General features: G+C 54.2%; 17 protein-coding genes and 1 riboswitch. Of the genes, 6 read left to right on the top strand and 11 right to left on the bottom strand.

Annotated features, from left to right (window positions below; genetic code table 11):
- Nucleotides 1-44 precede the first annotated feature (44 nt).
- Together murI and btuB are read right to left on the bottom strand one after the other, a co-directional pair.
- Nucleotides 45-908 carry a glutamate racemase gene (gene murI / locus SGR01S_RS22255; RefSeq protein WP_037426814.1) on the bottom strand — a complete coding sequence of 288 codons (864 nt, stop codon included), beginning with the start codon at nucleotides 906-908 and terminating at the stop codon, nucleotides 45-47.
- Entirely contained in the window at nucleotides 853-2724 is a 1872-nt protein-coding gene (gene btuB, locus SGR01S_RS22250) for a TonB-dependent vitamin B12 receptor BtuB (RefSeq protein ID WP_037426812.1), read from the bottom strand. Before btuB ends, murI begins: the two co-directional genes overlap by 56 nt.
- 68 nt (nucleotides 2725-2792) lie before the next feature.
- A riboswitch (cobalamin riboswitch) is annotated at nucleotides 2793-3001 on the bottom strand.
- A 124-nt stretch (nucleotides 3002-3125) separates the two neighbouring features.
- On the opposite strand from btuB, the gene trmA reads away from it, so the two are divergent.
- Nucleotides 3126-4229, top strand: coding sequence for a tRNA (uridine(54)-C5)-methyltransferase TrmA (trmA, locus tag SGR01S_RS22245; protein WP_037426810.1), 1104 nt, complete (start codon nucleotides 3126-3128; stop codon nucleotides 4227-4229).
- Between the two features lie 52 nt (nucleotides 4230-4281).
- On the opposite strand, the gene SGR01S_RS22240 is transcribed toward trmA, so the two are convergent.
- Nucleotides 4282-4650, bottom strand: a complete 369-nt coding sequence (locus SGR01S_RS22240) for a YijD family membrane protein (RefSeq protein WP_061808618.1) — start codon at nucleotides 4648-4650, stop codon at nucleotides 4282-4284.
- Between the two features lie 14 nt (nucleotides 4651-4664).
- Nucleotides 4665-5297 carry an HTH-type transcriptional repressor FabR gene (fabR, locus tag SGR01S_RS22235; RefSeq protein ID WP_037426805.1) on the bottom strand — a complete coding sequence of 211 codons (633 nt, stop codon included), beginning with the start codon at nucleotides 5295-5297 and terminating at the stop codon, nucleotides 4665-4667.
- Between the two features lie 216 nt (nucleotides 5298-5513).
- On the opposite strand from fabR, the gene sthA reads away from it, so the two are divergent.
- On the top strand, nucleotides 5514-6911 hold the full coding sequence (gene sthA, locus SGR01S_RS22230; RefSeq protein ID WP_012147448.1) for a Si-specific NAD(P)(+) transhydrogenase: 1398 nt from the start codon (nucleotides 5514-5516) through the stop codon (nucleotides 6909-6911).
- On the opposite strand, the gene oxyR is transcribed toward sthA, so the two are convergent.
- Nucleotides 6894-7811, bottom strand: coding sequence for a DNA-binding transcriptional regulator OxyR (gene oxyR, locus SGR01S_RS22225; RefSeq protein WP_061808617.1), 918 nt, complete (start codon nucleotides 7809-7811; stop codon nucleotides 6894-6896). The genes sthA and oxyR overlap by 18 nt on opposite strands.
- Before the next feature lie 151 nt (nucleotides 7812-7962).
- Between oxyR and SGR01S_RS22220 the strand changes: the two genes are divergently transcribed.
- Both SGR01S_RS22220 and SGR01S_RS22215 read left to right on the top strand, forming a co-directional pair.
- Nucleotides 7963-8694: a glutathione peroxidase gene (locus SGR01S_RS22220; RefSeq protein WP_061808616.1), complete on the top strand. Its 732-nt coding sequence runs from the start codon at nucleotides 7963-7965 to the stop codon at nucleotides 8692-8694.
- A 77-nt stretch (nucleotides 8695-8771) separates the two neighbouring features.
- A complete protein-coding gene (locus SGR01S_RS22215; protein ID WP_061808615.1) occupies nucleotides 8772-10220 on the top strand; it encodes a dihydrolipoyl dehydrogenase in 1449 nt (482 codons plus the stop codon).
- A 64-nt stretch (nucleotides 10221-10284) separates the two neighbouring features.
- On the opposite strand, the gene argH is transcribed toward SGR01S_RS22215, so the two are convergent.
- The 4 genes from argH to argC form a co-directional block, all read right to left on the bottom strand.
- Nucleotides 10285-11658: an argininosuccinate lyase gene (gene argH, locus SGR01S_RS22210; RefSeq protein WP_037426684.1), complete on the bottom strand. Its 1374-nt coding sequence runs from the start codon at nucleotides 11656-11658 to the stop codon at nucleotides 10285-10287.
- A gap of 79 nt (nucleotides 11659-11737) precedes the next feature.
- Nucleotides 11738-12958 carry an argininosuccinate synthase gene (locus SGR01S_RS22205; protein ID WP_037426686.1) on the bottom strand — a complete coding sequence of 407 codons (1221 nt, stop codon included), beginning with the start codon at nucleotides 12956-12958 and terminating at the stop codon, nucleotides 11738-11740.
- A gap of 25 nt (nucleotides 12959-12983) precedes the next feature.
- Nucleotides 12984-13757 carry an acetylglutamate kinase gene (argB, locus tag SGR01S_RS22200; RefSeq protein ID WP_061808614.1) on the bottom strand — a complete coding sequence of 258 codons (774 nt, stop codon included), beginning with the start codon at nucleotides 13755-13757 and terminating at the stop codon, nucleotides 12984-12986.
- A gap of 148 nt (nucleotides 13758-13905) precedes the next feature.
- Nucleotides 13906-14910, bottom strand: coding sequence for an N-acetyl-gamma-glutamyl-phosphate reductase (gene argC / locus SGR01S_RS22195; protein ID WP_061808613.1), 1005 nt, complete (start codon nucleotides 14908-14910; stop codon nucleotides 13906-13908).
- A gap of 216 nt (nucleotides 14911-15126) precedes the next feature.
- Between argC and argE the strand changes: the two genes are divergently transcribed.
- Together argE and ppc are read left to right on the top strand one after the other, a co-directional pair.
- Nucleotides 15127-16272 (top strand): acetylornithine deacetylase, encoded by a 1146-nt coding sequence (gene argE, locus SGR01S_RS22190; RefSeq protein ID WP_037426695.1) that lies wholly within the window; start codon nucleotides 15127-15129, stop codon nucleotides 16270-16272.
- 320 nt (nucleotides 16273-16592) lie between these two features.
- The gene (gene ppc / locus SGR01S_RS22185; protein WP_037426698.1) at nucleotides 16593-19229 is read left to right on the top strand and encodes a phosphoenolpyruvate carboxylase; all 2637 of its coding nucleotides are present in this window, start codon (nucleotides 16593-16595) and stop codon (nucleotides 19227-19229) included.
- Between the two features lie 103 nt (nucleotides 19230-19332).
- On the opposite strand, the gene metF is transcribed toward ppc, so the two are convergent.
- Entirely contained in the window at nucleotides 19333-20229 is an 897-nt protein-coding gene (gene metF, locus SGR01S_RS22180; RefSeq protein WP_037426700.1) for a methylenetetrahydrofolate reductase, read from the bottom strand.
- 227 nt (nucleotides 20230-20456) lie between these two features.
- The gene (locus SGR01S_RS22175) at nucleotides 20457-22892 is read right to left on the bottom strand and encodes a bifunctional aspartate kinase/homoserine dehydrogenase II (RefSeq protein WP_037426703.1); all 2436 of its coding nucleotides are present in this window, start codon (nucleotides 22890-22892) and stop codon (nucleotides 20457-20459) included.

Below are 22892 nucleotides of genomic sequence, written 5' to 3'. Positions count from 1 at the left end.
TTTCAATATTTTTTCCGACCGTTGAATGTTTAACCAAAACAGCCTTAAAGTGGCAGTTTTTTCAACGATTTAAAGCCATAACCCTGCAGAACGGGCAATAAAGCATCAGTGTCTTCATTTAACGCCATGCAATACGCCAGATTCTCTTCCTGCGTCGACACCAAATTTTCCTGCGTCGAAATCAGCCAAGCGGTACGACGGGCAATAGCCGCACCGGAATCAATCAGCCGCGTTCCTTCTGGTAGCACCTGCATTAACTCTTCTGCTAATAGAGGGAAGTGGGTGCAACCGAGCACGACAGTATCTGGTGGCTCGCGCATGCTCAGCCATGGATGAAGAATCTTCTTCAACGTCGGCAGTGGTACAGCTTCACCGTGCAGTTTGGCTTCCGCCAGCTCCACCAGCTCTGAAGACCCTAATAACTCTATCTTGCAATCAGTCGCGAAGCGGGCGATCAACTCATGGGTATACGTACGCTGTACGGTACCGCGGGTAGCCAACAAACCAACCACGCCATTGGCAGTTAAGCGAGCAGCGGGTTTGATGGCGGGCACAACGCCGACGACAGGGAAGGTAAAGCGCTCACGCAAGGCTGGCAAAGATACGGTACTGGCAGTGTTGCAAGCGATGATGACAATCGCCAGAGGATGTCGTTGCTGCACCGCGCTGACAATCTCAAGCACACGCTCAACAATAAACTCTTCGGATTTCTCGCCGTAGGGGAACGCCACATTATCGAAAGCGTATATATAGTGGAGGTCCGGCAACAGTTGCCGAACCTCTTGATACACCGATAACCCGCCGACACCGGAATCAAATACCAGCACCGTCGGACGGGCCTTTGCGGTGGTGTTAGAAGGTATAGCTTCCAGTGAGGTAGTATTCTCTTCCTGGAGTAGCGTAGCCATAAGCCGTCTCATAATCTTTATCAAACAGGTTGGCGATTCTACCACGAACTGTCAGATGAGATGTGACCGGATACGAAACTGCGAGATCCCACAGGCTAACACCGCCAAGTTTGACGTTTTGCTCTGGGTAGGTGCTGTAGTCTTTATCATAGCGCTCACCCAAGTATTGATAGGTAACCGCCCAGTCAAAATCATAAACCTGCCAATCCAACTCATACTTCACCTGTTGTTTGGCTCGACGCAGTAGCACTTCGTTGGTCTTGGCATTACGTGGATCAACATAGTCGTAGCCAATACGATGGGTTAGCGGACCAGTATCAAACGAGGCTGTCGCTTCTATACCTTTAATCGTCGCCTTACCAATATTGTAATAAACGTAATTGGTTTCCCCAGTGGAATCGATCAGGTTATCAATATCGTTACGGTAACCCGACACACGCCAAGTCACAGGCCCAGTCAAACCTTCAAAACCACCTTCCCATTGCTTACTTTCTTCCGGCTTCAGAGCGGTGTTATTTCCGAAGTTGCCATATAGCTGGCTCATATTAGGGGCTTTAAATGCCGTCCCATAGGAGGCAATAAAGCGATACCCTTCGACAAACTCCCAGGCAGCACTGGTTTGCCAAGTGCCGTGCCAACCGAATTCAGAATGGTCGTCACCGCGTACCGCACCTTCCAACGTTACCGGACCAACCAGTTGCTGCGCGGTCAGATAGACGCCTGCGTCACGCTGGCTTTTTTCACCATTGACACTGGTGGAGTCCGGCTTGATTGCCTGATGCTGCCAGTCAACCCCTGAACTCACCGTCCCCTGGCCCAACTGCAAGGTATTCCCCCATTGCAGGTTGTACTGCTCCGAGTCCACCAGACTTGCCGAACTGTCATACATACCCAGACGAGGATCATAATCATAATCCTTACTGTGGCTGTAGCTGCCAATCAGTTGAGTCGCGTAGCTACCTTCCTTATAACGCAGACCCGTGTCCCAGGTCTGGCTGTACAGCTTACGAGTATCAATCAGTGGGCTGGTCGGCGATGAATAATAACCATCATAAGCAGTGCGATTGTCATAACCATAGCCACGGACAAAACCACTGATAGCCTCATTAAACTGATGATCAATAGCACCGTACAGCGATTTACTCATGAAGCCGTCGCGATCTTGCTGACTCTGCATTCCCGTGCTGCCATAAGCCACCACATCATAGCCTTTGGTATAAGTGTAGTTACCGGCAACCGTCGCAACCGTGCTATCCCCTAGCTGTTGTTGTGTTGATCCGTCATAGGTCTGATAGCCGTTTGAACCCACGCCAGCGGAAAGGGTGCTGCCGTTCTTTTCACGGGTGGTAATAATGTTGACCACGCCGCCAATCGCATCAGAACCATACACGGCCGAACGTGGACCGCGGATATATTCGATTTTCTGCACCAGTGAGATCGGAATTTGGCTGAGATCGGAAGAACCGCTGATACCGGCTTGGTTAAGGCGAATACCGTCAATCAACACCAGCACATGGCTGGAATTGGTACCGCGGATAAACAGTGAACTTTTTTGCCCTAAACCACCATTCTGTCCGACATCCACACCCGGCAGGCGACGCATTACGTCGGTCAGGCTTTTTGCCTGCCAACGATCGATATCATCACGCGTTACGACGGAAGTGGGTGCCAATACCGAAGAAACCGGCTGCGGGAAACGGTTGGCGGAAACAACCAGATTTTCGCTGTTATTCGCTGTGGTGTTGTCTTGCGCCCAGCCAGAAAAAGCCGTGACGGAGGAAACCACCATCAGCAGCGTGTTTTTTGTAATTGTCATGAAAAAGCATCCAAACTTAATTGGCGGATGCCGCAGGATCATGGCCGATATTTCGCGACGACCACGGACATTGCGACGTAACACCGGCAGGTCTTCGGGCTTGGGAGTTGCAGGCTGTTGATAAGCAACCTACACCGGGCGATGACTTCCCATCCTGCAATGGACAGTGTCTGCGTAGAACGCTATCGCCGTGACTTCCCCATACCGCTGCGCGTCAGCTCCGGATTCACACCGGATTCCCTTTTCACTCGCTGCTTGAGGCCGGACGACAATGCTACGATCAATGCAAATAGATGTCTAGACTGCTATTAATGTTACAAATAATAAACACGACAAAACTGGACTTCACGGGCTGATTCCCTACAATCCCCGCTGATCAAATTTGCCTGACGAGAAGAAACATGACGCCCGAGAATTTGCCTATTGAACGTTACGATGACCAACTGGCGGAGAAAACTGCCCGGCTGAAGACGCTGATGTCACCGTTCACGGCACCCGAGCCGGAAGTGTTCCGCTCGCCAGTGAGCCACTACCGTATGCGCGCCGAATTCCGCATCTGGCATGATGAAGACGAGATGTATCACATCATGTTTGATCAGCAGACCAAGCAGCGTATTCGCGTTGATCAGTTCCCTGCTGCCAGCGAATTAATTAACCGTCTGATGACTGCGTTGATTGCCGCCATCAAACCGGAACCTATTCTACGCCGCAAGCTGTTCCAGATTGACTACCTGTCGACGCGCAGCGGCAAAATCATCGCCTCATTGCTGTATCACCGCAAGTTAGACGATGCATGGCAGCAGCAGGCAGAAAAACTGCGTGACGATCTACGTGCACAAGGTTTTGATCTGCAGCTGATTGGCCGCGCGTCAAAAATGAAAATCATGCTGGATCAGGATTACGTAGACGAAGTGCTGCCGGTTGCCGGTCGCGACATGATTTACCGCCAGGTGGAAAATAGCTTCACCCAGCCGAATGCGGCTCTGAATATACAGATGCTGGAATGGGCGCTGGACGTAACCACCGGTTCTAAAGGGGACTTACTGGAACTGTACTGTGGGAACGGTAACTTCTCTTTGGCACTGGCGCGCAACTTTGAGCGGGTACTGGCCACTGAAATCGCCAAACCTTCGGTCGCATCGGCACAGTACAACATTGCCGCCAATCATATCGATAACGTGCAGATTATCCGCATGGCCGCAGAAGACTTTACCCAAGCGATGAACGGGGTACGCGAGTTTACTCGGTTGAAAGGTATCGATCTGAGCAGCTATAACTGCGAAACCATTTTTGTCGATCCCCCACGCAGTGGGCTAGATGATGAAACGGTGAAAATGGTGCAGGCTTATCCGCGTATTCTGTATATCTCATGCAACCCGGAAACACTGTGTGCCAATCTGGAGACCTTGCAAGAAACCCATAAGGTCAGCCGCCTTGCACTGTTCGATCAGTTCCCGTACACCCATCATATGGAATGCGGCGTCCTGTTGGAAAAACGCGTTTAATCTGACAGGGGCGCCGTTATTACCGCGCCCCTGCTTTCTTTCTGCCTATTACTTACACAGGTGTGTTCTCATCCAGCACCTTACGCGCCTTCAGCTTAATACCAATCCAGAACACCAGCGCCACGGAAACAATTGCCGGCAGGAAGTTAGAACCAATCTGCGGGTATTCGGCACGGACGATCGCACTGTACAGCAAGACCCCCAATAGGAAAGTCGCTGCGGCCAGCTTGGGCATGCCGTCTGGCATCGCACGATGCAGATAACGCTGATGCAGACAGTAAACCGCCAACACTAAAGCAATTATCGGGAAAATCGAAAACGGCACCACCGAACTGAACAGCGCGGCGAACGAACCGTTGATCGAAAGGCCGGCAATCAACGCCAGCAGTAAGGTGCCATTCTCACGGCCTGGTTTTTCCATCGCTTTCTACCTTTTTATACGTGGGATACAGAAGACTTTTCTTGCTCACGGCGATACCAATAATAAGCACCTTTGGAAATCATCCGTAGTTGCAACACTAAACGCTCTTCAAGCCGACGACGTTGATCAATGTCGATATCCAGCGCTTCAGCACCGGCGCTAAATACGATGGTCACCATAGCTTCTGCCTGCGCTTCGGTAAAACTCCGCGGCATATGGTTTTCGAGCTCGAGGTAATCCGCCAGTTCGGCGATAAAATGTTGGATCTCACGCGCCACTGCCGCACGGAAAGCCGCCGATGTACCGGAGCGCTCACGCAACAGCAAACGGAATGCGTTGGGGTTATTGCCGATAAACTCCATAAAGGTGGAGACAGAGGTGCGGATCACACTGCCACCTTTGGCAATACGCTGACGGGCCTGCCGCATTAGTTGACGCAGCATCAACCCGCTCTCATCAACCATGGTTAGTCCAAGCTCATCCACGTCACGAAAGTGGCGGTAAAATGACGTCGGTGCGATACCGGCTTCACGCGAGACTTCACGCAGGCTCAGGCTGGCAAAGCTGCGCTCGGCGCTTAGCTGGCTGAAGGCCGCCTCGATGAGGGAACGACGAGTCCGTTCTTTTTGTTGTGCTCTGACGCCCATATGCATATCCAGATAAGATCCATTTTCTCAGTCTAACGCCGTAGACTCGGCAATATAGCAAATTTTATTGCAACAGCATTTATACAAACGCGCCCTGTCACAGTTTCAGCCTGCACCATTTGTGCTTTGCCTCAAAAAGCCTAATGGTGATTGGGCACTCAGCGCTATGATGTTAAGATACCGTTGTAATTTTGTATAAGAACAGGTCTCTCCCCTATGCAACAGCACTATCAATTTGATGCCATCGTAATTGGCTCGGGCCCTGGTGGTGAAGGTGCCGCTATGGGGCTGGTGAAACAGGGCGCCCGCGTGGCCGTTATCGAACGGTACAATAACGTAGGCGGCGGATGTACTCATTGGGGTACTATCCCGTCCAAAGCTCTCCGCCACGCCGTTAGCCGCATTATCGAATTCAACCAGAACCCGCTTTACAACAATTCACGCACACTCAGCGCGACATTCCCTGATATTTTACGCCATGCAGATAACGTCATTAACCAGCAAACCCGGATGCGCCAAGGTTTCTATGAGCGTAACCAATGTAAGTTGTTTGCCGGTGATGCACGCTTTATCGACGCCAATACCGTCAGCGTTAGCTATATGGATGGCACCCAGGACACTATCCGTGCCGATCATATTGTCATCGCCTGCGGTTCACGTCCTTACAACCCGTCGAGCGTAGATTTCAATCATCCACGCATCTATAACAGCGACTCTATCCTCGAACTGAATCACGAACCGCGCCACGTCATCATTTACGGTGCCGGGGTGATCGGCTGCGAGTATGCGTCGATCTTCCGTGGTCTGAACGTGAAGGTTGATCTGATCAACACCCGCGATCGCCTGCTGGCGTTCCTCGATCAGGAAATGTCGGACTCACTGTCTTACCACTTCTGGAACAATGGCGTAGTGATCCGTCACAACGAAGAGTTCGAGAAGATCGAAGGCACCGACGACGGCGTGATTGTTCACCTGAAATCCGGCAAAAAAGTGAAAGCGGACTGCCTGCTGTACGCCAACGGCCGTACCGGTAACACAGACTCGCTGGGGCTGGAGAACGTCGGTCTGGAATCAGACAGCCGTGGCCTGCTGAAAGTGAACAGCATGTACCAGACTGCGCTGTCGCACATTTATGCCGTGGGTGACGTAATTGGTTATCCAAGCCTGGCATCTGCCGCTTACGATCAGGGCCGTATTGCCGCACAGGCGATTGCCTCCGGTGAAGCCAGCGGGCATCTGATTGAAGACATCCCGACCGGTATCTACACCATTCCGGAAATCAGCTCTGTTGGTAAAACCGAGCAGGAACTGACGGCGATGAAAGTGCCATATGAAGTGGGCCGCGCTCAGTTCAAGCACCTGGCGCGTGCGCAGATTGCCGGGATGAATGTCGGCAGTCTGAAGATCTTGTTCCATCGCGACACCTTGCAGATCCTTGGGATCCACTGCTTCGGTGAGCGTGCGGCAGAGATCATTCACATTGGTCAGGCGATCATGGAACAGAAAGGTGAAGGCAATACTATCGAGTATTTCGTTAATACGACCTTCAACTATCCGACCATGGCCGAAGCCTACCGGGTGGCAGCGCTGAACGGCTTAAACCGCCTGTTTTAGCGTGGTATCCAGGTAATTTTGCATGTGCTCGCGGATCGCCTCGGCCAATTGCTCATAACGACTGCGCAATGGGGAGCCGGGGCGGTACACCAGCGCAATAGTGCGCTTGGGTTCCGGTTTATAACAGTCGAGATAGCACACACCGTCACGCTCACGCTGTGGCGGTACCGCCAATGAAGGCAGCAATGTAATACCACTGCCCGCCGCCACCATATTGCGCAGCGTTTCCAGGCTGGTCGCCCGGAAATGGGTATCCTCGTCGGCACCGGCCTGGAAGCAAAAGCCCATTGCCTGATCGCGCAAGCAGTGACCATCTTCCAGCATCAGCAGTTTTTCCCCTGCCAAATCCGGCATCGCCACGCGGTCACGTTGTGACCATGGGTGATCGGAGTACACCGCCAGCTTCATTGGTTCATCAAACAACGGCACTTCGATAAAGGCTTCGGTTTCCTTCACCAACGCCAGGATCGCGCAGTCCAGTTTACCGCTGTCGAGTTGCGCCAGCAGCTGTTGGGTTTGCGCTTCATGCAGGTACATTTCCAGCTTGGGAAAGGTTTTGTGCAGCGTAGGGATAATCTGCGGCAGCAAATAAGGCCCGACCGTCGGGATCAGGCCGATATGCAGCGGCCCGGACATGGCTTCGCCCTGCTGGCTGGCCATCTCTTTCAGAACTTTGACTTCGCGCAGCACGGTACGCGCCTGCTCCACCAGCAACAGGCCCGCCTGGGTAAATAACACTTTGCGGCTGGTGCGTTCGAGCAACATCACACCCAGTTCGTCTTCCAGCTTGCGGATCTGCCCACTGAGCGTGGGTTGGCTAACATGGCATGAATCGGCGGCACGGCGGAAATGCCGGTGCTCGGCCAAGGCGACCAGGTACTCTAAATCACGAATATTCATTGTTTCCCTCCAGACCACGATAGCTCATGGCGATAGATAAGATAGCAATGAGCGATTAGATCTATCAAGTCCTGACGTTAATAATGTGTCCCAACAAAGCGAGATAACGCTGATAGCTAAAAATTATATTTCCTAATTAAGGAGTTAATTCATGTTTACCAGTCAAGAAGGCAAAAAAGTTCCTCAGGTTACCTTCCACACACGTCAGGGCGACCAATGGATTGATGTCACCACCGATGACCTGTTCAAAGATAAAACTGTCATCGTCTTTTCGCTGCCGGGTGCATTCACCCCAACCTGCTCTTCCAGCCACTTGCCGCGCTACAACGAGCTGTCCAGCGTATTCCAGCAGCACGGTGTTGATAGCATCCTGTGCGTCTCGGTGAACGATACCTTCGTGATGAACGCCTGGAAAGCCGATCAACATGCTGAAAACATCACCTTCGTGCCGGACGGCAACGGTGAATTCACCAAAGGCATGAACATGCTGGTCGAGAAAGCCGATTTGGGCTTCGGCCCACGCTCATGGCGTTACTCGATGCTGGTGCGTAACGGCGTAGTAGAGAAAATGTTTGTCGAGCCCAACAAGCCGGGCGACCCGTTTGAAGTGTCTGACGCCGACACCATGCTGAAATACCTGGCGCCAGAATTCAAAGTGCAGGAATCGGTTTCGCTGTTTACCAAGCCGGGCTGCCCGTTCTGTGCCAAAGCCAAACAAATGCTGCAGGAACGTGGCATTCAGTATGAAGAGATCGTACTGGGTCAGGACGCGACTACCGTCAGCCTGCGCGCCGTCAGCGGCCGTGCCACGGTACCGCAGGTATTCATCGGCGGCCGTCATATTGGCGGTAGCGATGACCTGGAAACCTTCCTGTCAGCCTGATTTATAAGTAATAACAAAGCCAACGTGAACTTTTGGCGGGCTCCGGCCCGCCCTTTTTTTAGCTTTCAGGAGCGGATATGAAACAGTTGAATGTTGACGTCGCCGTCATCGGCGGCGGCACCGCCGGTCTGGGCGCCTATCGCGCCGCCAAGCTTTCGACCCCCAGTGTAGTGATGATTGAGGGCGGGGCCTACGGCACCACCTGTGCACGCGTTGGCTGCATGCCATCCAAATTGCTGATTGCTGCCGCTGAGGCAGTGCATCAAATCGAACGTGCGCCGGGCTTTGGCGTCTATCCCGCTGGCAAAACGACCATTAATGGCCGTGAAGTGATGGACCGCGTCAAACGTGAACGTGACCGCTTCGTCGGCTTTGTACTGGAAGGCGTCGACGAAATCCCGGTGGCCGACAAAATTAGCGGTTACGCCCGTTTTATAGACGACAACACCCTGCAAGTGGATGAACATACGCGCATCGTAGCTCAGCGCATTGTTATCGCCACCGGTTCCCGCCCAAGCTGGCCCGCCCCATGGAATGCACTGGGTGACCGACTGATCGTCAATGACGACGTCTTCAACTGGGATGATTTACCGCAGTCTGTGGCGGTGTTCGGGCCAGGTGTGATTGGCCTGGAACTGGGCCAGGCACTGCATCGTCTCGGGGTTGAGACCAGAGTGTTTGGCGTTGGCGGTGCCGTCGGCCCATTGACTGACAGCGCGGTACGCAACTATGCCGCTAAAACCCTGGGCGAAGAGTTCTATCTTGATGCCGATGTGAAAGTGGAAATGATGCAACGCGAAGGCGATAAAGTGTTTATCCGCTATCAGGATTTACACGGCAAGGCGCAGGAGATCATGGTGGATTACGTACTGGCCGCCACCGGTCGCCGACCGAACGTCGATAATCTGGGCCTGGAAAACACCAGCTTGGTACTCGATACCCGGGGAGTGCCACAGGCCGACCGTCTGACGATGCAAACCAGCGTGCCGCACATCTTTATCGCGGGTGACGCCAGCAACCAACTACCGCTATTGCACGAAGCCAGCGATCAGGCACGCATTGCCGGGAGCAATGCCGGCAGCTTCCCGGAAGTCTGCCCGGGCCTGCGACGCAGCGCGATCTCGGTAGTATTCTCCGATCCACAGATTGCGATGGTTGGCTCCACCTTCCGTGAGCTGAGCGAGAAATTCAGCGCCTGTGGTTGTTTTGAAATCGGTGAAGTGTCGTTCGAAAATCAGGGACGCTCACGCGTGATGCTACGTAACAAAGGTATCCTGCACGTCTACGGCGAGCAGGGTACCGGGCGTTTCCTCGGTGCGGAAATGATGGGACCCGATGTTGAACATATCGCTCACCTTCTGGCCTGGGCGCATCAGCAGCAAATGACCATCAATCAGATGCTGGACATGCCCTTTTACCATCCCGTCATTGAAGAAGGGTTGCGCACCGCACTGCGAGATCTGCAGGCCAAACTTAAACTGGGCGAGGCCGAGGCCGAACGCTGCCAGCGCTGCCCAGGCGAATAATCCGTCCATAAACAAAGGGCGCAGTTCTGCATATGAACTGCGCCCTTTATACTGAGTAACCTAATTAAGCCAAGCGTTGTTTCGCTGCGGCGATCGCACTGGCGACCTGCTGAGGAGAAACACCGCCTTTGGCTGAGCGTTTATCCAAACAAGACTGCAATGCCAGAATCGGATAGACGTCATCACCAATCACTGCGCTGAACTTCTTCAAATCAGTCAACGGTAGGGCTTCCAGCGCCTTACCCTGACGAATAGCTTCCACTACTGCCTCGCCGACGATATGGTGCGCCTCACGGAACGGTACGCCCTTCGCTACCAGGTAGTCCGCCAGTTCAGTTGAATTGGCGTAGCCCTGCTCCGCTGCTTCTTTACAACGCGGGCGTTTCACCTGAATGCCATCCAGCACCAGCGCAGCCATCTGCAGACAGTCCATCCAGGTATCAAGCGCGTCGAACAGACCTTCTTTGTCTTCCTGCATGTCTTTGTTGTATGCCAACGGCAGGCCTTTCAACGTCATCATCATGCCGGTCAATGCACCCTGTACTCGGCCACATTTGCCACGGATCAGTTCCAGCGCATCCGGGTTTTTCTTTTGCGGCATCAGCGAGGAGCCAGAAGTCACACGGTCAGACAGATCGACAAATGCGGCTTCGCCACTGTTGAAGAAAATCAGGTCTTCGGCAAAGCGCGACAGGTGCACCATGCTGATAGAAGCATTGGATAGCAGCTCCAGCACGTGATCGCGGTCGGAAACACTGTCCAGGCTATTACGGGTGGCCGAAGCAAAACCCAGCCAACCGGCCAGTTGTTCACGGTCGATCGGATAGGCGGTACCGGCCAGCGCACCGCTGCCCAACGGGCTGACGTCCAGACGCTTCAATGTGTCCTGCAGGCGACTTTCATCACGCGCCAGCATTTCCACATAGGCCAAACACCAGTGGGCGAAGGTCACCGGCTGCGCGCGCTGCAGGTGGGTATAGCCCGGCATAACAGCGTCTTGATTGGCTTCAGCAGTTTCCACCAGCGCCTGTTGCAGTTGCACGATGGCCTGATGCAACTCGCCAATCTGCTGTTTACACCACAATTTCAAATCGGTCGCGACCTGATCGTTACGGCTACGGCCGGTGTGCAATTTTTTGCCCAGATCGCCGACTTTGTCGATCAGCTTCTGCTCGACCCAGCTATGAATATCTTCTGCATCGCTGCTGACAATCGCCTGCGGATCGGCCTGCACTTCTGCCAACAACCCATTCAATGCCTGCTCAAGTTGCTGCTGCTCGGTTGCCGTCAACACGTTGACAGTGACCAGTGCTTTCGACCAAGCCACTGAGCCAACAATGTCCTGTTCCGCCAGGCGATAATCGAAACGCAGAGAATCGTTTAATTGTTTGAACCGCTGATCTGCCGCCTGACTGAACCGTCCGCCCCAAAGTGCCATACCTTTACTCCCGAATTTTATGCGAATAAGGGCGCAGCATGCTGCGCCCTTAACAAGTCACGCCGAATAATCAATAAAGTTACTTGTTCTTTTTCTCGTTCAACGCGCGAATGCGTGAAGAGAGTGAGAACAGACGGATAAAACCGCCCGCGTGGCTGTGATCGTAAACTTCGTCTTCGCCGAAGGTGGCAAACTCTTCAGAATACAGGCTGTTAGCGGATTTCTTCTGAATCGCCGTCACCTGGCCTTTGTACAGCTGCAGCACGACTTCGCCGTTAACTTCTTCGGCCAGCGCCTCAGCAGAAGCCTGCAGTGAACGACGAAGTGGAGCAAACCAACGCCCATCGTAAACCACGTAAGACATTTCCAGGCCCAGTTGCTCACGCCATTTGAAGCTATCGCGATCCAGAACCAGTTGCTCAACGCCACGCAGTGCCGCCACCATGATGGTGCCGCCAGGGGTTTCGTAGCAGCCACGGGATTTGATACCCACCAGACGGTTTTCCACGATATCGATACGACCCACGCCATGTTTGGCACCCAGCACGTTCAGGGTTTCCAGACATTTGTACGGGCTCAGCACTTTACCGTTAACCGCCACTACGCAGCCTTTCTCTACGGTGATGGTCACTTGCTCAGGCTGATCCGGTGCTTCCTGCGGGTCAACCGTCCAGACCCAGCAGTCTTTGTTCGGTGCGTTCCACGGGCTTTCCAACACGCCGCCTTCGGTAGAGATATGCCAGGCGTTTTCGTCACGGCTATAGATTTTTTCCAACGACGCAGTGGTCGGGATATTACGTTCTTTCAGGTAGTCCAACAGCGCTTCACGGGAACGCAGGTTCCACTCACGCCAAGGGGCAACCACTTTCAGATGTGGGGCCAGCGCGGTATAGGTGGTTTCGAAACGCACCTGGTCATTACCTTTACCAGTTGCGCCGTGGCACAACGCGTCAGCACCGACTTTCAGCGCCAGTTCAACCTGTGCTTTAGCGATAATCGGGCGCGCCATGGAGGTGCCCAGCAGATAGCTGCCTTCATACAGGGCGCCGGTCTGCAGTACCGGGTAAACGTAGTCACGGATGAATTCTTCACGCAGATCAACCACGTGGCACTCAGAGGCACCGGATTGCAGGGCTTTTTGCTCCACACCTTCCAGATCGCCGCGCTCCTGGCCGATATCCGCCACGAAGGCTACCACTTCGCAGCCGCCGTAGTTCTCTTTCAGCCAGGGAATGATGGCCGAAGTATCCAGACCGCCAGAGTACGCCAGAACGATTTTTTTGATGCCTTGGTTTTGCATGGTCTTTTCCTTTTTAATTCTAAATTTAAGCGAGGATCCGGGTGCCAATTGACACGCCGTTAAACAGTGCAGGAAGCTGATCGGCATGGCGCCAACTGGCGATATCTACCGGGCGACCGAGGGTGCGGGCCGCATCGAGCGCCGCATTCACCTTCACCACCATACCATCAGTGATGATGCCCTGGGCAATCAGTTGTTCCGCTTTTTGCGCCGTCATTTCTGCGATGCGCTGCCCTTTTCCGTCGAGGATGCCACTGACATCCGACAGCAGGATCAAATCCGCACCGAGCGTAGCGGCTAAAGCCGTCGCCGCCTGATCGGCGTTCACATTCATTAACTGCCCATCGGCGGTAATGCCGATGGAACTGATCACCGGCAGGTAACCGGCACCCAGCAGGGTATTGAGCAACAACGGGGAACCCGGTTGCGCATTGCCCACGTGATCCAGCGCCGGATCGAGCGAGGTAACGGTGACGCTGCCACCGTCTGCCAGGCTCAGGCCGACCGCGTTAATCTGGTGCTTGATGGCCCACGCCAGCAAGGTTTTGTTGGCGGTGCCGGCCAGCGCGCCGGTAATAATGTCAATCTGATCGGCTGGCGTCACACGCAGGCCATTCTTCTTCACCACCGGCAGGGAGAGCTTTTTCATCAGCTCATCCACCACGCAACCGCCGCCGTGAACGATCACCAACGGGCGCTGATGCTGCTGGCGGTAGCTGTCCAGTGCGGTAAACAGACGCTCCAGCGCCTCTTCACTGTCTAATAACACGCCACCTAACTTGATAATTAACGGATTCATCGCTGTTTACATCCCACACTATCCCCTTCATCTTTCAAGTCGCCGCGTTGTTGGCTGCCGGCCCTCACCCCAGTCACTTACTTGAGTAAGTTCCTGGAGATTCGAACCCTTGCCGCCTGGCCGCGACTCGAAATCTATTGGGGATTCATTAAAGTAACGCTTGGGTTTCAGGGAACCCAAAACGGATATTCAGGCATTGCACCGCCTGAGCGGCCGCGCCTTTCAACAGGTTGTCTTCCGCCGCCACGGCAATCAGATGTTCGCCCTGTACAGCGAAGCCGATATCGCAGAACGGTAGCCCGACGACGGACTTCAACGCCGGTACACCCTGATCGTACAGCCGTACCAGCGGCTTGTCGTCATAGGCGGCGTGATAAACAGCGGCCACGTCCTGCGCGGTCACACCGGCTTTAAGGCGGCAAGTGATGGTTTCGAGAATACCACGCGGGAAGTTACCCAAATGTGGCGTGAAGATGACCGGTACACCCAGGTGCGCAACGATTTCCGGATGGTGACGGTGGTTGAAAATACCGTACGGCTGCAGGCTCACCTCACAGAAACTGGTGGTGACGCTGGCCTTGCGGCCTGCACCGCTGACGCCGCTAGTGGCGTTGATCACTGGCCACTGATCAAGGTTCAGCAAGTCTTGGTCGATCAGCGGTTTCAGCGCCAACTGCGCCGCTGTCGGATAACAGCCCGGTACGGCGATCAACTGAGCCTGTTTGATTTTGTCGCTCTGCCATTCCGCCAGGCCATACACCGCCTGCTCCAGCAAATCAGCGTGCTGATGTTCAAAACCGTAATATTGGCTGTAGAACGCGGCATCTTTCACACGGAACGCGCCCGAAAGATCAAACACCACGCAACCTGCTGCCAGGAACGCTGGCGCGATATCGTGACTAACCTCGTGTGCCGTGGCCAGAAACACCACATCGATACCTTCGGCGGCTTTAGCAACGTCAACCAGCGGCTGTAATGGCAGATCAACGATACCTTTTAACTGAGGGTGCAAATCGGAAAGCAATTTTCCTGCATCTGCACTTTGCGCTGAAACCGCTAAAGCGGTTATGTTCATGTGTGGGTGACGATTAAGGTACGCCGTGAGCTCTGCTCCGGCATAACCGCTGGCACCGACAATCAGCGTATTCAACATGGGGCCTTTCACCTTCTTGACTTGCGTAGGGTCGTATTCGACTCAGGTTTCCAGGCTCACCAGCGTTGTTTCGCCGTTCACCCACGAGGTCGAGCGTTGATGTTTTTATAATCATCCGGGAATCGGGTTCCCTTACGCTCCAGCTTACTGTATTTTTATTCACAATAAATGCATGAATATTGATACCAACCTAACCAAAGGCTGTCAACAGTGAAGATGAAATTACCTCCATTTATTGAGCTGTACCGGGCGTTGATCGCCACTCCGTCGATCAGCGCCACCGATAGCGCCCTCGATCAGAGTAATGAAGCATTAATCAACTTGCTGGCCGGATGGTTTGCCGATTTAGGTTTCAGTGTCGACGTGCAGCCAGTGCCGGATAGCCGCAACAAATTCAATCTGCTGGCGAGCATTGGCGAAGGCAGCGGCGGCCTGCTGCTCGCGGGTCACACCGATACCGTGCCTTATGATGAAGGCCGCTGGACGCGCGATCCTTTCACTCTGACCGAACACGACAATAAGCTGTACGGTCTGGGCACCGCCGACATGAAAGGTTTTTTTGCCTTTATTTTAGATGCGGTACGTGACATCGACGCCAGCCAGTTGACCAAACCGTTATACATTCTAGCCACCGCAGATGAAGAAACGACGATGGCCGGAGCACGATATTTCGCTGCCTCAACCAGCATCCGTCCAGACTTCGCCATTATTGGTGAGCCGACCTCGCTGCAACCGGTGCGTGCGCATAAAGGCCATATGGCCAATGCCATCCGTATCGTCGGGCAGTCTGGCCACTCGAGTGATCCTGCACGTGGCGTGAATGCCATCGATCTGATGCATGAAACTATCGGCCGCCTGATGGAACTGCGTAAAACGCTGCAAGAACGCTACAACAATCCAGCTTTCGCCGTACCCTATCCAACCATGAACTTTGGTCATATCAGTGGCGGCGACGCAGCCAACCGCATTTGTGCCTGCTGTGAACTGCATCTGGACATCCGCCCGTTGCCAGGTATGACACTCGACAACATCAATGAATTGATGCACCAGACTCTGGAGCCAGTGAGTCAGCGTTGGCCGGGACGTCTGAGTATTGAAGAGCTTCATGCATCTGTACCAGGTTACGAGTGCCCAACCGATCATCATATGGTGGCGGTGATCGAGAAACTGCTGGGTACCCGCACGCAAGTGGTCAACTATTGCACCGAGGCACCCTTCGTCCAGCAGGTCTGCCCGACGTTGGTGCTGGGTCCCGGCTCTATCGACCAAGCGCATCAACCGGATGAATACATTGATACCGGTTTTATCGAACCAACACGCAAGCTGCTGGGTCAGTTGGTTGATCACTTCTGTCGCCAATAAACCAGACACAAGGTAGGGTTAATGATTTATCATCTCCCTACCTCTTAAGACGTACCAAACCAATGAAATAAGCCAGACTGATAACCGGTGCGCCGTAATTAAATTTCAGAAAATGCGCCGATTTTGATGTTTTTTTGCTAAAAATAGTGTCAATTGACGATTGGACAGGAACGTGGCGAGATGAAACAGGCGCTCTTCGCCTGACACGTGAAATTTACTTACAAGATAAAAAACCATCTACCCAACAGGCTTCACATTGCAGCCAACGCCGCTGTGGTTTGAAAAATTAAGGGTAAATACAGAACTGGGTCAGGGGTTATATGAACGAACAATATTCGGCAATGCGAAGTAATGTCAGTATGCTCGGCAAATTGCTCGGCGATACCATCAAAGAAGCGCTGGGCGAGCATATTCTCGATCGCGTTGAAACTATCCGTAAGCTTTCCAAATCTTCACGTGCAGGTAACGAAGCGCATCGCCAAGAGCTGCTTTCTACCTTGCAAAACCTGTCCAACGACGAGTTACTGCCCGTTGCACGTGCATTCAGTCAGTTTCTCAATCTGACCAACGTCGCCGAGCAGTACCACAGTATTTCGCCCAACGGCGAAGCTGCCAGCAACCCAGAGGCGCTGGCCCAGTTATTTACTCGTCTGAAGGACAAAAAGCTCAGTACCAAAGAGCTGCAAAATGCGGTGTCCCAACTCTCCATCGAACTGGTGCTGACAGCACACCCGACAGAGATCACCCGCCGTACCCTGATCCACAAGCTGGTTGAGGTTAATACCTGCCTCAGCCAGCTCGACCATAACGACCTGGCCGACTACGAACGTAACAAGATCATGCGTCGTCTGCGTCAGCTGGTTGCCCAATCCTGGCATACCGACGAAATCCGTAAGCATCGTCCATCGCCGATCGATGAAGCCAAATGGGGCTTTGCGGTAGTGGAAAACAGCCTGTGGGAAGGGGTGCCTGCCTTCCTGCGCGAATTCAACGAACAGCTGGAAAACTCCATCGATTACAGCCTGCCGGCAGAAGCCGTACCGGTACGCTTCACCTCCTGGATGGGCGGTGATCGCGATGGCAATCCAAATGTCACGGCCGAAATTACCCGGCATGTGCTGCTGCTGAGCCGCTGGAAAGCCTGCGATCTGTTCACCCGCGATATTCAGGTGCTGGTCTCAGAACTGTCGATGACCGAATGTACCCCGGAACTGCGCGCACGGGCCGGTGGTGACGAGGTGCAAGAGCCGTACCGCGAGATCATGAAGCAATTGCGCAGCCAGTTGATGAGCTCTCAGGCGTATCTGGAAGGTCGCCTGAAGGGTGAGCGCGTACTGAAACCACACGACCTGCTGGTGAATAACGAACAGCTGTGGGAACCGCTGTTCGCCTGTTACCAGTCGCTGCAGGCCTGCGGCATGAGCATCATCGCCAATGGCCAGTTGCTCGATACCCTGCGTCGCGTGCGCTGCTTTGGCGTGCCGCTGGTACGTATCGACGTACGTCAGGAAAGTACCCGCCACACCGAAGCCATCGCCGAGTTGACCCGTTATCTGGGGCTGGGCGATTACGAAAGCTGGTCGGAAGCCGACAAACAGGCGTTCCTGATCCGCGAACTGAACTCCAAACGCCCGCTGGTGCCGCTAAAATGGGAGCCGAGTGCCGACACCCAGGAAGTGCTGGAAACCTGTCGGGTCATTGCCGAAGCGCCGCAGGGTTCGATTGCCGCCTACGTGATTTCCATGGCGCGTACGCCTTCTGACGTGCTGGCGGTTCACCTGTTGCTGAAAGAAGCCGGTTGCCCGTTCGCGCTGCCGGTGGCCCCGCTGTTCGAAACCCTCGACGACCTGAACAACGCCGACGACGTAATGACCCAGTTGCTGAATATTGACTGGTACCGCGGCTTTATCCAGGGCAAACAGATGGTGATGATTGGCTATTCCGATTCGGCGAAAGATGCCGGGGTGATGGCCGCCTCCTGGGCGCAGTACCGCGCGCAAGACGCACTGATCAAAACCTGTGAAAAAGCCGGCGTGGCGCTGACGTTGTTCCACGGCCGCGGCGGCTCGATTGGCCGTGGCGGTGCACCGGCGCATGCGGCATTGCTGTCGCAACCGCCGGGTAGCCTGAAAGGCGGCCTGCGCGTCACCGAACAGGGCGAGATGATCCGCTTCAAGTTTGGTCTGCCGGAAGTCACCATCAGCAGCCTGGCGCTGTACACAGGCGCAATTCTTGAGGCTAACCTGTTACCGCCGCCAGAACCGAAGAAAGAGTGGCGTACGCTGATGGATGAGCTGTCAGACACCTCGTGCAACATGTATCGCGGCTACGTACGCGAGAATCCGGAGTTTGTACCCTATTTCCGCGCTGCAACGCCGGAATTGGAACTGGGCAAGCTGCCGCTGGGTTCACGCCCGGCCAAACGCAAGCCAAACGGCGGCGTTGAAAGCCTGCGCGCTATCCCATGGATCTTCGCATGGACGCAGAACCGACTGATGCTACCCGCCTGGCTGGGTGCCGGTGCCGGTTTGCAAGAAGCGGTGAAAGCCGGTAAGCAGGACCAACTGGAAGCGATGTGCCGCGACTGGCCGTTCTTCTCTACCCGCATCGCGATGCTGGAAATGGTCTTTGCCAAAGCTGACCTGTGGTTGGCGGAATACTACGATCAGCGTCTGGTTGATAAGTCACTGTGGCCACTTGGCCAACAGTTACGCGACCAATTGGCGAGCGACATCAAGGTAGTGTTGACCATCGCCAATGACGCGCACCTGATGGAAGACCTGCCATGGATCGCCGAATCCATTGCGCTACGTAACGTGTATACCGATCCGCTGAATGTGTTACAGGCCGAACTGTTGCACCGTTCACGCCAGCAAGAACAGCCCGATGCCCGCGTTGAGCAAGCGCTAATGGTCACCATTGCCGGCGTTGCCGCCGGGATGCGCAATACTGGCTAGGTTAAGCGACAAAAAATAGTCCCTGTTTGCAGGGACCGTTTTTTTATCCAATAAAAAGGGCGCTGTCATTACACAGCGCCCTTTTCATCATCCATCAATAAAATTAGGCAATAGCTACCGGGCGCACACCCAGCGTGTGGCAAATGGCATAGCTCATCTCGGCACGGTTCAGCGTATAGAAATGGAAGTCTTTCACCCCTTCGCGACTGAGGATCTTCACCATGTCCATCGCGATATTGGCACCGACCATTTTGCGGGTTTCGGCATCGTCATCCAGCCCTTCAAACATGCTGGTCATCCAGCTCGGCACCCGCACGTTAGTCATAGTGGCAAAACGCTGTAATTGCTTGAAGTTGGACACCGGCAGAATGCCCGGCACAATTTCGACGTCAATGCCGGTCGCAACGCAACGGTCACGAAAACGCAGGTAGCTTTCTACATCGAAAAAGAACTGTGTAATCGCGCGGTTGGCACCGGCATCAATTTTACGCTTCAGGTTAATCAGATCCGCCTGCGGACTTTTGGCTTCCGGGTGCACTTCGGGGTAGGCCGCCACCGAGATATCAAAATCGCCGACGTCTTTCAGCAAGGCCACCAAATCGGTCGCGTACATGTCAGGCTTTCCACCACCCGGTGGTAAGTCACCACGCAGCGCCACAATATGGCGAATACCGCTGTTCCAATAGTCGGTCGCAATCTCACGCAGCTGATCTGGGCTGGCGTCGATACAAGTCAGGTGCGGGGCCGCATCCAGGCCAGTGCGATCCTTAATCCCTTTGATGATGCTATGGGTGCGATCACGCTCACCGGAGTTTGCACCATAAGTCACAGAGACAAATTTAGGTTTCAGGCTGCTCAGACGATCAATGGACTGCCACAGGGTGTCTTCCATCTCGCTAGTGCGCGGCGGGAAGAACTCGAATGATACGTTAATCTGACCGTTTAACTCCGCCAGACTCTGATTCAGCGCTTCCCGCTGGTTTGCGTGAAAAAAACTCATACCCTGTCCGCCTCTTATCGATCACTGTTTTGCTTTATTTTAATAAGCGTCTATACGTTTAGACGTCTAGATAGAAAATGCCGTATGTTGGCTAAAGAGTCAACAGGAAAATGAGGGTAATAAGGTGATTAATCCTCACCCGTTAAGAGAAAGAATTTCATATTCAGAACAAGGATAATTATGGCAGGAAAAACGAGGGGCGCGGAGGATCCGCGCCCACAAGAAAATTAAAGCAGCTGCGCCAAACGGTTAAGGTCTGACTGGATCGCACCGGCGGTGACATCACGGCCCGCACCCGGACCGCGGATCACCAATGGGTTGTCTCGGTACCAACGGCTTTCGATGGCAAACACGTTATCACACGGCAACAGCGACGCCAGCGGGTGCTCAGGACGCACTGCCTCCACACCAACACGCGCCTTGCCATTGGCATCGAAGCGCGCTACGTGTCGCAGCACCAGCCCCATTTCATTGGCAGCCTCAAAGCGTTGCAGCATTTGCTGGTTCAATGCATCGCCGTTTTCGAAGAACTGATCGACAGAGCCCTGTTCGGCCCCTGCAGGAACCAGAGACTCGACTCGTACCTGATTCGGTTCAATATCGTAACCCGCCTCACGCGCCAGGATCACAAGCTTGCGCATCACGTCCTGACCGGAGAGGTCAACCCGTGGATCCGGTTCTGTCAGCCCCTGCTGCCATGCCTGATCCACCAGCTCGGTGAAAGGTACAGTGCCGTCAAACTGCAGGAACAGCCATGAAAGCGTACCCGAGAAGATACCGCTTATCGCCAAAATACTGTCACCGCTGTCACGTAGATCGCGCACGGTATGATTGACCGGCAGGCCCGCACCAACAGTCGCGTTATACAACCAATGACGCCCCGTTTTGGCGAAGGCATCACGGATTTGGCGATAGTTGTCGCTACAGGATGCACCCGCAAGCTTGTTGGCACTGATCACATGGAAACCATAGCTGGCAAAATCCAGATACTGTTCAGCCAGACTCTCACTGGCGGTGACATCAAGCACCACCAGATCGTCAAACGGGTGCGCACGCATCCACAGGAACAGTGATTCTTCGTCCAGTTCTTGCGCTTCTTCTTCAAAGAATGCCAATGCGCGGCTGGCGTCCAGACCGTCGTAATTCAGCAAACTGCGGCGGCTATCCACCACGCCAGCCAGGCTGAACTCAAACCCGCTACGGGCGGAAATATTTTTCTGCTCGCGGGCAAACAGCTCCAACCAACGTGCACCGATATTGCCTTTGCCAAACAGCACTAAACCAATACGCTTCTCGGCGCGGAACAGGCTTTGGTGCAGGCCCTGAATCAGTAGCCCGGTAGGCCCCTTACGCAGTACCGCCACCATACTGATGCCATCTTCGGACTGCCAAATAAACTCTACCGGCTGGTCTTTCAGCTGTTGATAAAAGCGATGGCTATGCAGCGGGTTCTTGCAAACGCCCGCGCCAACCAGCGCCACCAGCGCCAATCCTTCACGCAGCTGCAGCTCACCCGGCAGCGCCGTATCCTGCAACGTACGCAGCACACTGTTCACCACTTCCGAGGTGTAGCATAGCTGTATCAGGTTGCGGTCTGGATGAATACCCACCGCCAGCGGTTTGATCTGCGCACGCTTGAGCACCAGATCCAGTTCTTTCTGCGCCAGCTTAAAGTCATGTTGGCTGGCGACATTCAGTTCAATCAGGCACACATCATCATGACTGGTGACAATCTTCGCACCGGTGCCCGAGGCCAGCACGCGTTCAATACGCGTTGAACCTTGTTCTGGCTGATAACTACAGCGCAGTTGAAGATCGATATCGCTGCCGGATACCGGCTGCAAAGTGCGGGTGTGCAGCACTGGTGCCGCCAGACGCGCCAGCTCACTGGCTTCGTCCAAACGCAGCAGTGGCAGCAGGCAAGCGTCTTTCACCTTGCGCGGGTCAGCACTGTACACCCCTGCCACGTCACTCCAAATGGTCACGCGTTCTGCCCCGGCCAACGCACCAACCTGGGTTGCAGAATAGTCACTGCCGTTACGCCCCAACAGCACGGTTTCACCGGCGTCGTTGCGTGAAATAAAGCCGGTCACCACCAAACGTTTACCCGGGTGTTGGGCCAAGAGCTGTTGTAACAACGGATAAGAACGGCCTTCGTCAACTTGCGGCTGAGCGGCCCGTTCCGCACGCAGGAAATCGCGCGCATCCAGCCAGGCTGCCTGCATGTCCAGCTTGTTCAATACGGCTGCCATCAAGCGCGCCGACCAGATCTCGCCATGACCAACCACTTCGGCATAGATAACGTCGTCGAGCTTATCGTCCAGCAATACTGCCAGGCGCTCCAGATCTTGAATAAATTCGGCGATCAATGGCTCAGCGGTTTCCGGCGGTAACAGACCGCTAATTAATTCGCTGTGATAACGGCGTAATGTCTGCTGAACCTGATGTGCAGAAAGGCGATCACTCTGGCTGAGCTTCAGCCAGCTAATCAGTTGGTTGGTGGTACTGCCGGCCGCCGACACCACCATCATATCGCCTGGCTGGCTGTATTCAGCCATGATCCCAGCCACCCGCAGATAACACTTCACATCCGCCAGGCTACTGCCGCCAAACTTATGCAGTTGACGTCCACTCACCGGCCCTGCTACCGCAATTGCATTCAT

The sequence above is a fragment of the Serratia grimesii NBRC 13537 genome, assembly GCF_001590905.1.
Classification (GTDB): Bacteria; Pseudomonadota; Gammaproteobacteria; order Enterobacterales; family Enterobacteriaceae; genus Serratia; species Serratia grimesii.
Note: the sequence above shows the minus strand (reverse complement) of the source record. Positions and strands in the feature narration are given on the sequence as shown.

Coding starts and splice junctions, on each gene's coding strand:
- argE (WP_037426695.1), top strand. CDS start 15,127: ATGAAATTACCTCCATTTATTGAGCTGTACCGGGCGTTGATCGCCACT.
- fabR (WP_037426805.1), bottom strand. CDS start 5,297: ATGGGCGTCAGAGCACAACAAAAAGAACGGACTCGTCGTTCCCTCATC.
- btuB (WP_037426812.1), bottom strand. CDS start 2,724: ATGACAATTACAAAAAACACGCTGCTGATGGTGGTTTCCTCCGTCACG.
- SGR01S_RS22205 (WP_037426686.1), bottom strand. CDS start 12,958: ATGCAAAACCAAGGCATCAAAAAAATCGTTCTGGCGTACTCTGGCGGT.
- argB (WP_061808614.1), bottom strand. CDS start 13,757: ATGAATCCGTTAATTATCAAGTTAGGTGGCGTGTTATTAGACAGTGAA.
- ppc (WP_037426698.1), top strand. CDS start 16,593: ATGAACGAACAATATTCGGCAATGCGAAGTAATGTCAGTATGCTCGGC.
- sthA (WP_012147448.1), top strand. CDS start 5,514: ATGCAACAGCACTATCAATTTGATGCCATCGTAATTGGCTCGGGCCCT.
- SGR01S_RS22215 (WP_061808615.1), top strand. CDS start 8,772: ATGAAACAGTTGAATGTTGACGTCGCCGTCATCGGCGGCGGCACCGCC.
- SGR01S_RS22220 (WP_061808616.1), top strand. CDS start 7,963: ATGTTTACCAGTCAAGAAGGCAAAAAAGTTCCTCAGGTTACCTTCCAC.
- SGR01S_RS22240 (WP_061808618.1), bottom strand. CDS start 4,650: ATGGAAAAACCAGGCCGTGAGAATGGCACCTTACTGCTGGCGTTGATT.
- trmA (WP_037426810.1), top strand. CDS start 3,126: ATGACGCCCGAGAATTTGCCTATTGAACGTTACGATGACCAACTGGCG.
- argH (WP_037426684.1), bottom strand. CDS start 11,658: ATGGCACTTTGGGGCGGACGGTTCAGTCAGGCGGCAGATCAGCGGTTC.
- murI (WP_037426814.1), bottom strand. CDS start 908: ATGGCTACGCTACTCCAGGAAGAGAATACTACCTCACTGGAAGCTATA.
- SGR01S_RS22175 (WP_037426703.1), bottom strand. CDS start 22,892: ATGAATGCAATTGCGGTAGCAGGGCCGGTGAGTGGACGTCAACTGCAT.
- metF (WP_037426700.1), bottom strand. CDS start 20,229: ATGAGTTTTTTTCACGCAAACCAGCGGGAAGCGCTGAATCAGAGTCTG.
- argC (WP_061808613.1), bottom strand. CDS start 14,910: ATGTTGAATACGCTGATTGTCGGTGCCAGCGGTTATGCCGGAGCAGAG.
- oxyR (WP_061808617.1), bottom strand. CDS start 7,811: ATGAATATTCGTGATTTAGAGTACCTGGTCGCCTTGGCCGAGCACCGG.